Genomic DNA, 15,161 nt, shown 5'->3' with positions numbered 1-15,161 from the left:
GGGGGGGGGTCACCAGTCGATGCCTCAACGCGATGCGTAAGCTAGAAGACCGTGAAAAAACTCGTCTTCAACACCTAAATTCCGCGTAAACCCCGGAAAATTATGCTTTAATCCACACGTCCGAGGCGGCGCGGCGGCCGAAGATGAATGCACGCACGCCCTGGTACCACAGGATGTACGCCGCCCACAGCCCCAGGTACCCCACCGTGGCACTCAGCAGACCGCCGGAAACCGCCCAGTAGATCCCGAAAATGACGGGCGCATAAACAACCAGCATCACAAATGAGCCAATTGCCAGGTATTTCACGTCCTGAGCACCCATGAGGATACCATCAAGAACGAATACATATGCGGCTATCGGCTGCCCCACGCCAATCACGAGGGTAGCCCACGCGAAGAGGGTGGCGACGGGCGCATCCTGCGTGAAAATCCAGTTTCCGAAAAAGCCAATCACGGGCGCAACAACGCCGGTGACAACCCCGTACACCAGACTCATACGCACCAGGCGATTCTTGAGCTCACGCACTTTCGCACGCCCGGATTCAGCCGTCAGGTCGCGTTCTCCAAGTTCCTTGCCCAGCAGCGCCTGCGCCGCTATTGCAAGAGAATCCAGGGCAAAGAGCAGCAGGTTGAACACGCTCATGCCCAGCTGATATGCCGCCGTCTGCTCGTCGCCCAGGCGAGCCACCACAAATACGGTAGACAGCAGTGCCAGGCGCATCGAGAGGGTGCGCAGCATCAGCCAGGAACCGAGGGATAGCACGCCGCGCATCCCCGCAATATCGGGACGCCACGTCACGCCCTGCGGGCGCATCTTAAGATGAATAAATATACCAAGAGCAAGCGCCATGCCCCACTGCGTGAGCGATGTGCCCGTCGCCGAACCGGCCACGCCCCAGCCGACCGGGTATATCAGCACCCAGTTCAGCGCCACATTCACCACGGTGCCCACACCCGCAACTTTGAGCGGGGTCACGGTGTCTTGCAGCCCGCGCAGGGTGCCCATGAGCGCCAGAATCATCATCATGGGCGGAATGCCCCACAGCGAATGGTGCAGGTAGTCGCGCGCATAACCGATGGTTGCGTCGTTCGCGCCCATGCCGCGCAGCGCAGGGTCGGCAAAGATATAACCCACACCCATAATGAGCAGGCCGAGTCCAAGCGCAACCCACACGCCGTCCACGCCGATGCGGTAGGCGTGCGCCAGCCGATGCGCCCCGAACGCGCGCGCAACCGCCGGGGTCACCGAGTATGCGAGGAAGTTCATGAGCCCCACCACGGTGGTGATGAGGGTTGCCGCAATGCTCATGCCCGCCAGGGTTTCGGTGCCCAGCTGCCCCACGAGTGCGGAATCGGCGAGCACGAACAGCGGCTCGGCAATCAGCGCGCCGAAGGCGGGTACAGCGAGCGCCAGAATCCGCCTGTTGAGCGATTTTTCGGGTTGAGTTTTCCCAGAGTCTGCGTCGCCTTCCCCCAGGTGAAGGGGGATGCTGCCGGTACGTGGGGTCGCATCCAACAGATTTTGGGGTTCGTGCGTGCTGGCGGTGCCGTCGGATGTGTTCGGGGCGCCTGATGTGTTGGGTTCTGAGGCATTGTTGCTCATAGGTACAGCCTACTCCCGCAAAGATGGCACGTCAGCGATGCGTTTATCTGTCTCACGCTATGACCGCTTCTTATTCCGCGAGCAGGTGGTTTTTGGTTCGAGCAGGTAGGAAAATCTTACCTGCTCGCGGGTCTTAACGATGATCGCGGGTTGAGAGAAAGCGAAACTGGGGTTAGCTTTTTCGCCCCCGCAGCTCGTCTAGGGCACGGCGTTCTTTCTTGGTGGGTCGCCCGGTTCCGCGTTCACGTTTGGCGACCGGCGGCATCGACAGGTGCGCGGGGCACGGCCCCGAGAGGTCTTCGTAACAGGTGACGGCAATCGGCGCGCCCACCCGTTTGGTGATGAGTTTTTCGACCTTAAACACGCGCTCCCAGCCGGGATAACGCACCCGCACAACGTCGCCTCGTTTGAGTTTTTGCGAGGGTTTTGCGGATGCGTCGTTCACGCGCACGTGCCCGCCTTTGCATTCGTCGGCTGCGAGCGCACGGGTTTTGAAGATGCGCACCGACCACAGCCAGACGTCGATGCGGGCGCTGGTGATCTCTTCGCTCATACTTCCCATTCTAGGAACCTCCCCCATGCGGCGCGAGCAGATAGTATTTTGTAAATACTATCTGCTCGCGGATTTACTCGCAGGCGGGGCCGCTATACGTTTGCCGTTTTCCAGGGAATCTCCACGTTGTCCGGCGCGTCTGCGTTCTGCTCGGTCTTCGCCTCGGTTTTCGCGCGAACGCTCGCGGTATCATCCTCTGCGCTCATGTGAGTTGCGCGGCGTTCCTTCCACGCCCAGCCGATCGCCCCGGCGAGAAGGCCAAACCCTGCCCAACCCAACAGCAAAGCCCATTGCAGGGAGTTTGAAGCATCCGGGAAGTAGGCAATATTCCGCAGCAGCGTGTTGGATGCGCCCGGCACCATCAGCTGCCCGAGGGCGCCCCAGGGTGCGGGGATGAACTGCCACGGCATGCTTGCCCCGGAGAGCGGGTTACCCACGAACATGGAGAGCACGGCGCCAAGGCCGATACCGGCGGCATCAACAAATAGCGCGGAAATCCCGATCATGAAGGAGGCCGTCGCGAAAACGGTCACTCCGAAGGTCGCCCAAAGCGCCCCGAAATCACCGGGAACGAACCCGAACCAGGTGCCCAAAATAAGGGTCATGAAGAGTCCGCCAATAACCCCGTAAAGCCCAGCGGTCGCGAAGCGGCGCAAGGTTCCTTTGATGAGGTAGATACTGAGGATGCCACCGAGCATACCGCCCATCACAAGCGGGAATGCGGCAACCGCCAGGCCCATACCGTTGGGATCACCCTCGCCAAGCGGCACAACCGCGGTGGTTTTAACCTGTGCCTGCTGCAGTTTTTCCTGCTCGGTTTTCAGTTGTTCGAGCTGTTGGGCGGCGATAGCTCCTTGTTCACCGCCTGCCTGTGCGGCCTGCTGCAACGCCTGAGTTTTGGCTGCGGTGGCTTTCTGCTGTACCTGAGCGTTCATCTGCTGGGCTACGCCGGTGAGCATCTGGTTTGCGGATGCGTTTGCGGCGGGCGCGGTCATAACCTCGGGTGCCGCACCTTCGGTAAAGACGATCGCGCCGTAGGTTTCGTGTTCTTTGATCTGCCGTTCGGCGTCTTCACGTGAGGACGCCTGTTTGAACTCGAAGGTTTCGATTCCTCGATCTTTGAGTCCTTGCTCGAATTGGCTGACGGCTGCTTCCGGTCCCGCGATGGAGACGGGCAGGTTTTTCGCCTCCATAGCTTTAGTGGGCCAGGTGAAGGCAAGAATCACGATGCTGACAATGACGGATGCCAGCGTGGCGATGGCGATAACCTTGCGCCAGGATGAGGGCGTGATCGCCTCGGTTGTGCGTGCCATGAAACTCTCCAAACAAAATATATGTTTTGTTTATCAACACGTAAGACTCTACTCTGCATAAAGACCAGATGCAAACACAATAACCATTTTGTTTATAATGTCACAACAGAGAATAAACATTCTATTTTTATCTAGCGCAAACTCCTCGGAAAGGTATAGTCTTAAGGCATGCCACGTCTGACCGAAGCCACTAAACAGGCACGTCGACGCCAAATTATCGACGCCGCCTTCACGTGTTTTACCGCCAAGGGGTACACCCATACCTCCATGACGGACATCATCAGAGAATCCGGACTTTCCTCGGGTTCCATTTACTCGCACTTCAGCGGCAAAGGCGACATTCTTTACGCCACCGTTCAACAGCGTATCGATATGATCGCCGCAGCTTACGGGGAACTCAAAGACCCCTCCCCACGCGATATTATGCGCATGATCTTCGCCACCTCAACCGTCGAAGCGAACTTCACCTCGATGCTGCGCATCCGTCTGGAATCGTTTACCGTTCCCGAGGTGCAAGAATCCACCAACACGCTTTTTACCACCCTGCACGACATCGTTGCCCAATCGCTCATACCCTGGGGTCAGCGGTATCTTGAAGCAGAGAATAAACGCAAACCTTCTGCCGACGAACTTCAAGCCTTCGTCAACGACACAGCGGATGCGCTCATCCTCACTTTCCAGGGGTTCATGGTGCGCTCAACCCTGTCACCCTCGACCAACCGTGAGCACCTCTTCCAGATTGCACTGAGCCTGCTGCCCGAATAACCTCCCCGCGAGCACCAGTAGAAAAAGACAAAACATAGGGGCGCATCCCGTATAACATACAGGATGCGCCCCTCAACTCGCGCGCGACTCCTCCGGCGGACCGCACGCACGGTTTTATAGCTTACGGAATCTCGTAGACCTCAACGTTATCGAGGCGCGGGCGGGTATCGTAGCTGCCGTTCCAGGTCACCTTAACGCCGTAACGTTCCAACGTGGGGATCACGGTGTCAAGCATCAGTGCGAGTGATAGTTCCTCATGTTTGCGGGTGACGGCCGCGCGCTGTTCATCGCTGAGTTTCTTCCACGCCTCTTCATCAGAGGGGTACGCCTCAAACGAGCCGAAGCCAATGTAGGTGCTCCCGCTTTCCGCCAGATTCTCGGCATCCTGCTGGTGATAGTAGATATAGCCCTTCCATCGGTCAGAGCCCTCACGCTCCTCCCAGATGTCGGCACTGGCGCAGGTTCCGCAGCACGAAAATTTACCGCGCGCAAGCACGCCGTGCGCCTCCAAATCAGCGAAAGCCGCAGCCAAGTTGCCAGAATCACCCGTAACACCCAAACGCTCGGCGAGCGCACGGCGCTCCCTCACGACTTTCTGCGCGTATTGTTCAATATCGTGGTAGAAGTCGCCTTTGACCTGCGATTCGCCTAGAAATTCTTCTAGGCAGTCGTTGAGGTAATCCGCATATTCGCTGGCGTCCTCGCCGGTGAGGAGCAGGAGCATGATTGCATCTTCAAAGTCTTCTCGTGCTTCTTCGGGCAGTTCCCAGGACGTGGGAACGGGTGGAGTGAGTTGCCATTTAAACCATGCGTCCCGAGCTTCGGGGCTCACAGTCGTTACAGCTTTTTTATCGGTGAATGAAGTTGTCATGCCCCTAGAGTAGCACCTAGATCAGCATCGCCTTAACCCCGCCCGAATTGCTACGGTAACCTGTACCTGACGTCAAACAGTTTTTGTGCACTGCCCAACTTATTCTTGGCGAACCCGCGGCGGCTTATCCATCTAATTTTCCGGGTGAATAAGCCGCCCAGGCAGCCTGATTCAAAGGCTTATACCCAAGACTCACGGGCAAGTGCGCGGGTGAGCACGAGCGGACCGCCGGTTGCGTTGCCGTGGTAGCGGCCGAAATGCACGTAGGGGCCGCGGTAGGCGGCATCATGAATCTGCGCGGAATACTGGCCGTTAATCACAAAGTAGAAGTACTTGCCCTTCACCACAATTTTGCCTTCGATGCTCTCGTTGGGCTTGATAGGCTTTTTCAAGTTCATGGTGTGCAGAACCTTACCTTCGCGAGACGCACCCGGCCCGCCGTCAAGACGAATCAGCTGTGCAAGATCGCCCGTCCGGTATTTGCCGTGCTCGTCCCGAACCTTCGCGCCGGGGCGAAGAGCGAGCACATAGCAGCCGTCCTCGGATGCACCCCGGAACTTCCCGGCGATACCGAGCGGACCGTCGTGGCTGCGACCGAACGCCATGTACCCATAATTCCAGGTGGTTGTGGGCAGTTTCTTATCCCAGTGCATAGCGAATTCGAGGGTGTACTGTTCCCTGTCAGTGGCAGCAGCGAGCGGCCCCAGCAGCAAGGATTCGTCGTAATTCTGCCGGTGCACGATTGCCCCGCGGGTGAAGTCGGGATAATCCTGGGCGTTGGTGATGCTAGAGGGCAGCATGCCGTGCTCCCGACGCCCGTTCGCAACATTGATCACGGCGTCTCGTTTCCATCCGAGTACCCAGGACGGGTCGGGGCTCATAAACCCGCGCACGCCCAGGCTCTTGTAGTGTTCGTAGGTGCTTCGGCGGTGCACCTCCCAAACAATCACGGGCTTGCCGAAGCCGACAATGGCACGCACCTTATCATCCGCCATGGAACCGTACCCGGGACCGCGCACGGATTCAAAGTAGGGCACGCCGAGCGCATCCACGTTGTTGGATCCCGCCAGCTGACGGATTCCTTCAAGGCTGTCGTTGGCGCCGAAGTAGCACCAGGTCTGGCAGCCCGCGGCTTTCGCTTGGGCCAGATACTTTGAGTTGGAGTTGAAACCGCCGTGGCCGTCGCGGTACATCTTGATCACCACACGATGCGCCAGCCCGCGTTCTTTGATAGCTTTCAGCAGATGACCCTGTGCGCGCCAGTCTTTTGCTTCGATGAAGAGGGGAAGGCGCTTGCCGGTGGGGGCGTCGTTGATCGCATCCACGGCCTCTTCAAAGGTGGGAATCTGCTCCAGCGGTGTACCTTCACCGAGGGTCTTGCGCATATTGACGTAAACGCCGCGCAGTTTTTGCAGGGTAAGATCACGTACTTTGCGATTAAGCCCGGTAACGCGCATCAGCGATTCATCATGAATGCAGACGGGAATATTATCAGCCGTGGTTCGCAAAGAAATTTCAATAGCATCGGCATTTCTTGCAGTTTGAGTATATGCGTATGCGGTATGTTCGGGATTAATATCGCCCGAACCACGGTGTGCTACAAAGAATTCTTTTTGTCTAAGAAAGGTCCAGGCCGCACGTTCCGGATCAAATTCAATATCTTCGTCGAGGATAGGCTGCTGTTCATCATTGACTGGCTGTTCCTTCTCGCCGGGAAGACTCCCTTGAATTCTCGCCTCTGCTGCGGATGCGCCCATCACGGGCATCATAGCGGCTGCAGCGCCTAGCGTGCTGGCACCAAGAACGGTACGTCGGTTGAGTTTCTGCGAAGAAAGGCTCATGGGCATGAACTCCCAAATATTATATGTTGCTGAGTGAATGAATAGGCGGATGCGTCAAAAAAACATTTTCTTGACGCGTCACATAAATAGCATAACTATTTTTTACCTGTAAATCACTTTTGCTTGAGTGAGAAAATTTATCTTTGTCAAGTATCTTCCCACACCTATTTCTTCGAGACAATATCTTCTGCCCGTTAAAAAGTTTTTATTAAAAAATATGGTTCCACCGAAAATCGGTGAAACCATATGAGAAACCTCTTTCGTGAGGTCTGTGCGTCGGCAGCTGCGACACAAGACCTCACATAAAGCGGAGGCTGCGTAAAGCCGGAGCACCGTGCCAGACAGAGCGAGAAAACCAGCGCCTTCCGCCCTGTCGAAGCGTCACAAGGCTCTACGCGTCTTCTACTTCTTGGTCGCTTCCGCCACGTGATCGCCCGCGTTGACGGTACGGCGCTCTTCAGAGTCCTTCACAATATTGAATTTGGGGGTGTTGGTCACCATCACCATCGTCTCCTTGGAGGGAATACGATCCTTAATGGCCTCCCAATCAACCTCAATAATGGGGGCGCCCGCCTCAACCTTATCGCCCACCTTAGCGTGCGAGGTAAAGCCTTCGCCATTGAGATCTACAGTATCGATACCGATATGCACCAGCACCTCGCCGCCGTTATCGGTGCGCAGCATAAAGGCATGCATGGTGTCTTGAATCAAGGCGATCGTACCTGCCGCAGGGGCAACAATCAGATTCGACGTAGGATTAACGGCGTAGCCATCCCCCATGACACCCTGTGAAAATACGGGGTCAGAAACTTCAGACAGCGGAAGGTACTCCCCCGTCACTGGTGCCACATAAATATCAGCGGTTGCGGTCGATTCCGTCGGTGCCGCTGCTTTTTTCTTCCCGAAGCCAAACATAAGATCTCCTTTGATGTAGTAAACGCCCAAAAGGTGTCGTTTGTGTCACGACACAGGCTAATACATGTATTTGCCCTTTAGAATACCGTACTCGTCAAGTTTTTGTTACCGTGTACACCACAGGTCGAGGGATTTTGAAAAAATATTCCCAGCCTGCATAATATGCCGAATTTCCAGAGTATATTTCATGATGCAGTCGCTCAATCAGGCGGCAGACACAGCACTAGAGCTCCGGAGGATTTCGCTGATCGCTCAGTATTTTTGTAAGCCCTCCCTGCATCAGGTAAACACGAGTACACTTAGAGCATATTGAAGGCTTGAACCCTAACAACGAGAAAGTGTTCCCGCATGAGTGAGCATACCGAAGAACTAACCGGTACCATCCTTGAGGTTTTCATTCCGGGTCCGGGCGAGAACCCTGAGGACCCTAACGATATGGAACGAACCCTCTTTTTGGGCGCTGCGCAGGAAGCACTCGATTCGGGGGTAGATATTGAGGTTTACTCAACCGATAGTTACCCTTCAGCATTTGAGGAATGCGAGCCCGTCGCCGAGCAGATTGCGATGAGCGGTGCCGACGTTCTACCGATTATGCTCGTCAATGGCGAGGTCAAAGTTTCGTTTATGTACCCGACCGCCGAGCAGATTACGCGCTTCTCTAAGGCGCACAAGGTCAAAAAGCCGAAGGCGAATGCGGCTGCGGCGGCATGCGGTTCGAGCGGTTCCTCCGGCTTCACTCCCATTCCCGATTTGGCGCCCGGTGCTCTGCGCGAACCCGCCGGTTTCGCGGCTACCCTCGCCGGTAAAAAGCCCCAGGTGGTAGGTGGTCCCGATATTGGTAACCGCGTGAACCTCATGGGCGGCGACACCGGTGACGGCATTCCCTCTGAGGGTTCAGTCGCCGCCAAATCCGGCGGATGCGGATGTGGTGGCTGCGGGTGCGGCGGCTAAAGCGCGCATTCCCGCACTTGTAGTTCCCTCCCCGAATGTTTATATGCGAGTGCCCCCGGACTTCTTGAAGAAGTTCGGGGGCACTCATGTATTTTTCACGGCTGGCAGAGTGCCGGCTACATTAAGGGCTGCTCCGGCGGATTCTGAGGCTGTGCATACTGAGATTGTGCGGTTTGCGCTTGTGCTCCCTGAGTCCAAACCGTTTTATTCTTTCGGCGGCGGGAATATTCTTGATTCGCCATGACGATAAAGACGATGCAGAGAGCCACGTCTATGAAATATAGAACCCAGTAGAGGTACGCCAAGCCATTGGCGTACTGGAAGAAGTCATCAATATGGGTGATCACATCAATTAGCGTTGCTATTTCTAGAGCTTGAAGGATCAGACCAATAATATTGATGCTCAGAATAAATCCCAGCGCTTTAGACCTGAGATAGAAGATACCAGCGAGTATTTGAAGGCCATAATATGCCAGAAATGCACATGTCAACGCTAAGTGCAGAAAATCTTCTGCATCCCAATACTCGAATCCATACTTAGCCATAAACTCCACGTAGTTATATAGACCCCACACGGAAATCCCCAGGCTCACTATCATGAATGCGATACGCACCCCGTACAGCCAACGGAACGGAAATTTGGGGTCTGCCGTCGTCACGGCTATGGACGCTTCCGTTTGGTTCGCGACCCCCAGGTATGCATCCTGCCCCGGTACCGTCGAAGCCTGATCGTCGGAAGACTGCGACGCTGCCCGGGGTTTTACCGCATCCTGTGGGGTCTGTTCGACAAAGTTCTCTCTCGATGATTGCTCGCTCATAAATTCAAAACTATCATGCATATCGTTCACATCCCACTATTTTTCTGCCTCTTCGTCACTGAGGCTGTTGTTTGAACATTCCTTACTAACGAGGTTTGCGATATTTAGGGACCGGGCGGCAGGTTTAGTTTTTGCCGTCTCTGAACCCATCATTTTCACGAAAACAATGCTCACCCCAAGGTCAAAAAGAACCATTAGACACCCAAAGGGGTTATCGTATGCGACGGTAATCATGGTTATCACGAAAGAGAATACAAGGCCATAGTTATTCACCTTTTCAACCCAGAGGTAATCTTTGTGCCGTATAAATTTTGCGCAGGCGCGGGTCTGTACGGCCGTAATATATACTGCATAAGGAATCATCAGAAACCCAAGAATCGCTATATGGGATAATGGCCGTTCAACCGATAACAGATTTACAGAAGTTTCTTCGCGATATGAAGTTGAATACCGCGCCATAAAGTTTATCCACGAATAAGCTATAACTACTATCGGAATATAAGCCAGAGCTATACGAAGTACATAGAATATCTTGAGATTCTCAAGCCATAGGGGTTTTGCCGCAGAGACTTCCACTGAATCGTGCGCTTTCTCTGGCGATTTTGCGGGACTTCCTGAACTTGTGGGATTTTCCGGCTTTTCGGCATCATTTTCCGGCTCTCCGCTAGGGCGGATCACGAGTTCCTCATCCCCCAGCTGGCCGTAAAGTGCCGTATACGCAGGAAGTTCATTATCTGCCGAGGCGCTATCGACCATACCCGACCAAGGAACCTTGCGGCTGCTTTGAGCGGCAGGCGCATCGTGAGCGGAATTTTGGGGTGAAAAATCATGATCTGTACTCATATTTTTACCCTATGATTACACCCTGGATATTCTATGAAAACCCCCTGAACATTCTCAATGAATATATTCCTTACATATTTCCTCATACTAAAAATGCTCTTTATTCCAATAAAACGGGTTTGAGTTTTACTTACTTGGAAGTTGTCTCGTAGCCAAAAGATAAGCCCACAGACGACCAAGAACACCCTAAGGATAAGAAGCTCAGGGGTCAGCAACAACACTTCACCCGAGCAATCACACGACGCTCCACCACCGCCCAGTGGTGGTTAATCTGGCGGTTAACCTCTTTCTCATTCTTGGTGAGATTCTCACGCGGTGGTTTCATAGACAAGCTGATCAGTTCTAGTCTTGATATTCCTTATTTACCAAAATATCCTTCGGAGTCACAAACCTATCCAAATCGTGATACTGGTACGCAGACACATCGTGAAGAGCCCTAATAACAGGGTCTGTCATTATGAATGGTTGCCATAACCTGGTGTAGTGTGCCAGTTATAAGTGGTATCAAGGGTATCTCTATGATGACAGTTCCGAAAGAGTTCGCAGGGTTTCTGTTCTGTGGGTATCACCAGGTTGCAGATTTGTCAGTACCACCTTTTCGATCATGGTGATGGTGGCATTGTCAGTGGCTTGGGATACCCCGAAGTATTCGGCGAGGGTTTCTTCGGTATGGTTTTAGCGTAGGTATAACGGGGCGGCTTTTAGCCCCTGGGCGAGAGCAAACCTGTAGGGATTAGTATTCAGGTATCCCAGGTCTAGGATATGACTGAGCAAGATTAAGATGGTAGCGAATTGTGTGGTGGTCAGTCCAGTGGTACGGTGAAAAGGTAGAATGCTCTACCTACGCATGTGATTGGTATTTGGTTCGTTTCTTTCACTATCATACATATACGAGGTATAAGAGCCGTTACTATTTCGTGCGCGTTCAGGAATAAGAGCTACCCCTGATGCGTAATCCCCAATTATGTGTGGGAGCAGAACATCCTTATATGATCTATAGTTTAGGAGACCAAGTTGGAACTTTTCAATCAACCCTTTTCCGGGACGATGGGTGAAAAACTAATATCGTTATTGAATTCAGAAAAATACACTGATTTGACCATTATTGTTGCATTTGCAAAAGAATCCGGTGTGCTCAGAATAAAGGATGCACTCGACGAGTTTCGATTAGCTAAAGGACGTGTGACCGCGTATGTCGGAATTGATTTAGACGGCACATCTTACGAAGCATTAACTACACTAAATCAGTCTGTGGATTCCCTGAATATTATTCACTCAGAAACCTCACAAACTTTCCATCCTAAAATATTCAATTTTGTAAACGACAAAGATATTCTAACTATTGTTGGGTCGCACAACCTTACAGCAGGTGGACTTTGGACTAATTTCGAGAGCTCATTTATTGCTGCAGCGGATTTAACTCAAATGGACGGCAAAAAACTTCAACAAAGCATTGATGACTATGTAAATGAGCTTAAAATTCTTGGTAATTCGTTCAAGCACGTTAAAGACCAGGGTTTCATCGAAGAACTACTAAAAGATGGTTATATATCACAAGAAGTCCTACAAAAAATAAATCGGAAGGAAGCACGGCAGAACCAGCCCAAGCTGCAACCTAAGTTTGGCGCAGGAAAGCATATTGCACTACCCCAGAAGCCATCCACTCGGAATCCGATTCAGACTCCTTCACAACAGGAGAAAAATACAGCGATTTTAACTACACCTACTTTACAGATTAGCGATCATACCCTTTGGTATTCAACACAGAAATTAACTGGTGGGTCGGGTAACCAAATTGATTTATCCATACAATCAAAATTGGTTTCTGGCGATCCGTCGGGAACCCCATATGACAGGAACAAAGCAGGGTATATGTGTGGAACCGTTGAATTTTTTGGAGTAAATCCGTCTCAAATCTCCCAGACAAAAAATATTACAATTCATTATCAAGGTGATGATTATAAAGGGAATACTATAAAATTTCCATCCAACCAACATAGTAATCGCACCTGGAGGTTGCAACTCGAAGGTATTAACGCGTCCGGGAAAAATTTAAAATCTCTCTACGGAAACAACAGTCTAAAATTTAAGATTATTACCTTTACTAAACTTGATACAGATTATTATTCTTTGGCCGTGTTTCCTGGAAGTGAGTTGGATAATTTCAAAAACAATTCCGATTTATGTGGATATAATGGCCTCAACTCAAATTCTCGTTATATCGGTATAATATACTGATGCCCTATAGAAGTATCTATCCTGATCGCCTCAGCCTCTCTGATTCACTGGTTAGAAGAAACGGTTGATCCATTCTTGGTGTTTTCCTACACGACTACCATTGATACCACCTTTAGCTCCACCAAAGACCAAGCGAGTTGCATTTTCGGATAACTGCTTACCTTCAGAAACAAATAGCTTTGTTTTATGAATATTAGTAAAACGCTCCGTAAAATTATCAATATCAAACTCGAAAGCGTAACCAGTGGTGTTGTTATACGGTGGGTCAATATAAACTACCGAGTCATCAGGAATCTCCCAGTCCAAAGTCGTCAGGATATTGGCCTTTTCGCATGTTAGCCCTTTCATCTGTTTTGCTAGCATAATCACTCGCCTTCGCAGTTCATCGGGTGATGGCTGCATCGGATTCGCAGGACTACGACGCACACTAGTAGGTGTAGGTTCCCAATAATCACGGAAGAAAGCATTGACCCATTTGCTTCCGCTTTCTTCTCGCCAAATTTGTTTTCCACCAAATGAGGCCGATTGGAGGATAGGATAAAGTTCAGCCTCATGCGACCCCACAGGTTGAGCAACAAGATCTAGCATATACGATTTTACCCGGCGTTTATCAGAAGGTATTTCTAATAGAAAATTGTCAAAAACCTGTATGTCAAATGTACCAGTACCGATAGCCCTCCAGAAAACTGCCCAAGAGCTTATATCCAGCATGACGATACGAGAAGGATCAATACCTCTATTGACTAGCTCAATAGAGATAGCACCTGAACCACAGCAAAAATCGTAGAACAATGATTTAGCGGAGCCTGCTTCTATAAGCTCTTCTACAATCTGAGGAGCAACACGCTGCTTGCCTCCCTGATAGGCGCAAGGTACTCGAAGTTTATTTTTCATTTTTCCGATTCTGAATAAGAATACGCGCATAAGTTCTACGCCCGTTGAGGATAGTTACTCCACCGCGGTCTTCTGGATGTTGCTCATATCCGACTGTTTGCAGAGTGGAGAATTCAACATTGGTTCGTGCGTTACCGTTGGCGAGCATTAGAATCTCGAACTGGTCAGGACTGTACTTATCAAGAAAAGTGATAGGAACACCCATGATTCCTTTGTAGTTAGCGGGGATATTAGCTGTCCGTCCAACTTCGATAGCATTATAGTTATCATAAGCAGGATTTGCTACCGGATCATACTCTTGAGTGAGTGGCAGCGGTTTGTGCAGTATTCCGCTATCAATGTTTGTGAACCATCGGACTCCTTTGACCCGAATGAAACAGCGCCCTTGTTCATCTACGCCACAACTCGCTGCATTGAGAGGGTAATTGTTAGGGACATAGAACTTCCTGTCACCTGAACGGATGGATCGTCCATACCAGATTTTATTATCGCGGAATAGCGGAAAAATCTCTTTGGTCGTTGCGGCGTTCATATTACCTAACACAATAAAATCCTTGTTGTGGCGGTATAGTTGGCTTATATACTCCCGAAAAAGGCTGAACGGCGGGTTCGTTACTACTATATCTACTTCTTCAAGCAGTTCTTCGCATTCAAAAGATCGGAAGTCTCCGTTACCAGATAAAACTTCCAAAGTATTTCCTTTAGCCTTAAAAATACCATTTAGATCTAGGGAACCATCAGGTCGAACTAGATCAATACCTGGTACCTCAGTTACTGTAGCTTTATATGCTGGGAGAGTGGAAGGTAAAGGATCTTCCTGCTTTCCAAGAGATGACCCCGAATATGAAGTAGAAATAAGCGAAGCAAGCCCCAGCTCATTGAAATTAAGAACGAAGTAGCGGAAAAACGCAGACTCAAAAGAGTCACCGCAATTACAAAGAACGGTTTTCCCCTTGAATTGCTTTACATAGTATTGCATTTCTTTCGCTACGTCTTCGTATTGGGTATAGAACTCGTCTTTTCGTGCTAGAGAAGCGCTGTTTAGAGTGGAATTTCCAGTAGCTGGTACTTCTGGAGATTCAACTTTCATCTCAAAAGGTAGACCTTGTTCACGAATCGTTGCTTTCAGAAAAGTGTTGATAGCCGAAGACATGCTAATCCCAAGAGCCTCAAAGATGCTCGTTGCCTGTTCTTTAAGGTTCGGGTCAAGACGGATCGTCGTGGTAGCAGTTGCGTTCATTTCACAGCCCCTTTATTTATCTCTGAAATACAATGTAACACATTGTATTTCAGAGATAAATAAAGGGGCTCCTTCCATAATCTTGAGAGAGTTCTCTTTCAGCGCACCAGAAGAGTAGAATAATCGATCATGTAGGCACGATCTGAAGAGCCATTCTCAAAGAGCACTGAGTTGTGGAATGGTTCAAAACAGGATACAGTGTGGTATCCATCGCTTTTCGGTTGAGACTACCTGCCCTATAAGTGTGCTTGATTTTTCGCAATTGAGAGGTTCTTTGTGGCAAACTGGTCTTGCTGGAAAACCGACGAAAACGTTC

General features: G+C 51.2%; 14 protein-coding genes. 4 read left to right on the top strand and 10 right to left on the bottom strand.

The window, feature by feature from the left end; genetic code table 11:
* Positions 1-100: 100 nt before the first annotated feature.
* The 3 genes from HMPREF2981_RS06240 to HMPREF2981_RS06230 all read right to left on the bottom strand — a co-directional run bounded on the left by HMPREF2981_RS06240 (position 101) and on the right by HMPREF2981_RS06230 (position 3,469).
* Entirely contained in the window at positions 101-1,603 is a 1,503-nt protein-coding gene (locus tag HMPREF2981_RS06240; RefSeq protein ID WP_070661700.1) for an MATE family efflux transporter, read from the bottom strand.
* A 172-nt stretch (positions 1,604-1,775) separates the two neighbouring features.
* Complete coding sequence (locus HMPREF2981_RS06235; protein WP_371326221.1) at positions 1,776-2,165, bottom strand: RNA-binding S4 domain-containing protein; 390 nt, start codon at positions 2,163-2,165, stop codon at positions 1,776-1,778.
* 83 nt (positions 2,166-2,248) lie between these two features.
* Complete coding sequence (locus HMPREF2981_RS06230; protein ID WP_070661695.1) at positions 2,249-3,469, bottom strand: ABC transporter permease; 1,221 nt, start codon at positions 3,467-3,469, stop codon at positions 2,249-2,251.
* 168 nt (positions 3,470-3,637) lie between these two features.
* On the opposite strand from HMPREF2981_RS06230, the gene HMPREF2981_RS06225 reads away from it, so the two are divergent.
* Positions 3,638-4,234: a TetR/AcrR family transcriptional regulator gene (locus HMPREF2981_RS06225; protein ID WP_048755359.1), complete on the top strand. Its 597-nt coding sequence runs from the start codon at positions 3,638-3,640 to the stop codon at positions 4,232-4,234.
* 121 nt (positions 4,235-4,355) lie between these two features.
* On the opposite strand, the gene HMPREF2981_RS06220 is transcribed toward HMPREF2981_RS06225, so the two are convergent.
* The 3 genes from HMPREF2981_RS06220 to HMPREF2981_RS06210 all read right to left on the bottom strand — a co-directional run bounded on the left by HMPREF2981_RS06220 (position 4,356) and on the right by HMPREF2981_RS06210 (position 7,861).
* Positions 4,356-5,105, bottom strand: coding sequence for a DUF6891 domain-containing protein (locus HMPREF2981_RS06220; protein ID WP_070534676.1), 750 nt, complete (start codon positions 5,103-5,105; stop codon positions 4,356-4,358).
* A gap of 179 nt (positions 5,106-5,284) precedes the next feature.
* Positions 5,285-6,946, bottom strand: coding sequence for a glycerophosphodiester phosphodiesterase (locus tag HMPREF2981_RS06215; RefSeq protein ID WP_070661693.1), 1,662 nt, complete (start codon positions 6,944-6,946; stop codon positions 5,285-5,287).
* 402 nt (positions 6,947-7,348) lie between these two features.
* Complete coding sequence (locus HMPREF2981_RS06210) at positions 7,349-7,861, bottom strand: PTS sugar transporter subunit IIA (protein ID WP_070555215.1); 513 nt, start codon at positions 7,859-7,861, stop codon at positions 7,349-7,351.
* Positions 7,862-8,209: 348 nt separating this feature from the next.
* Here HMPREF2981_RS06210 and HMPREF2981_RS06205 point away from each other — a divergent pair, with 348 nt between their 5' ends.
* Entirely contained in the window at positions 8,210-8,812 is a 603-nt protein-coding gene (locus HMPREF2981_RS06205; protein ID WP_070661690.1) for an arsenic metallochaperone ArsD family protein, read from the top strand.
* Positions 8,813-8,928: 116 nt separating this feature from the next.
* Here the strand turns inward: HMPREF2981_RS06205 and HMPREF2981_RS06200 are convergent, their stop codons facing one another.
* Positions 8,929-9,651: a hypothetical protein gene (locus HMPREF2981_RS06200; protein WP_246825351.1), complete on the bottom strand. Its 723-nt coding sequence runs from the start codon at positions 9,649-9,651 to the stop codon at positions 8,929-8,931.
* Positions 9,652-9,666: 15 nt separating this feature from the next.
* Positions 9,667-10,386, bottom strand: a complete 720-nt coding sequence (locus HMPREF2981_RS06195) for a hypothetical protein (protein ID WP_246825350.1) — start codon at positions 10,384-10,386, stop codon at positions 9,667-9,669.
* A 645-nt stretch (positions 10,387-11,031) separates the two neighbouring features.
* On the opposite strand from HMPREF2981_RS06195, the gene HMPREF2981_RS11190 reads away from it, so the two are divergent.
* Both HMPREF2981_RS11190 and HMPREF2981_RS06190 read left to right on the top strand, forming a co-directional pair.
* Complete coding sequence (locus HMPREF2981_RS11190; RefSeq protein WP_256370518.1) at positions 11,032-11,157, top strand: hypothetical protein; 126 nt, start codon at positions 11,032-11,034, stop codon at positions 11,155-11,157.
* Between the two features lie 330 nt (positions 11,158-11,487).
* Positions 11,488-12,711, top strand: coding sequence for a phospholipase D family protein (locus tag HMPREF2981_RS06190; RefSeq protein ID WP_070618191.1), 1,224 nt, complete (start codon positions 11,488-11,490; stop codon positions 12,709-12,711).
* Positions 12,712-12,762: 51 nt separating this feature from the next.
* Here the strand turns inward: HMPREF2981_RS06190 and HMPREF2981_RS06185 are convergent, their stop codons facing one another.
* Positions 12,763-13,605, bottom strand: a complete 843-nt coding sequence (locus HMPREF2981_RS06185; RefSeq protein WP_070618188.1) for a DNA adenine methylase — start codon at positions 13,603-13,605, stop codon at positions 12,763-12,765.
* A complete protein-coding gene (locus HMPREF2981_RS06180) occupies positions 13,595-14,845 on the bottom strand; it encodes a type II toxin-antitoxin system RelB/DinJ family antitoxin (RefSeq protein ID WP_083301656.1) in 1,251 nt (416 codons plus the stop codon). The genes HMPREF2981_RS06185 and HMPREF2981_RS06180 overlap by 11 nt, the downstream gene beginning before the upstream one ends.
* Positions 14,846-15,161 lie beyond the last annotated feature (316 nt).

This window comes from Rothia sp. HMSC069C01 (assembly GCF_001814655.1).
In the GTDB taxonomy this organism is placed as follows: domain Bacteria; phylum Actinomycetota; class Actinomycetes; order Actinomycetales; family Micrococcaceae; genus Rothia; species Rothia dentocariosa.
The sequence above is the reverse complement of the archived record's forward strand: the minus strand, read 5'-3'. Positions and strand labels throughout refer to the sequence as shown.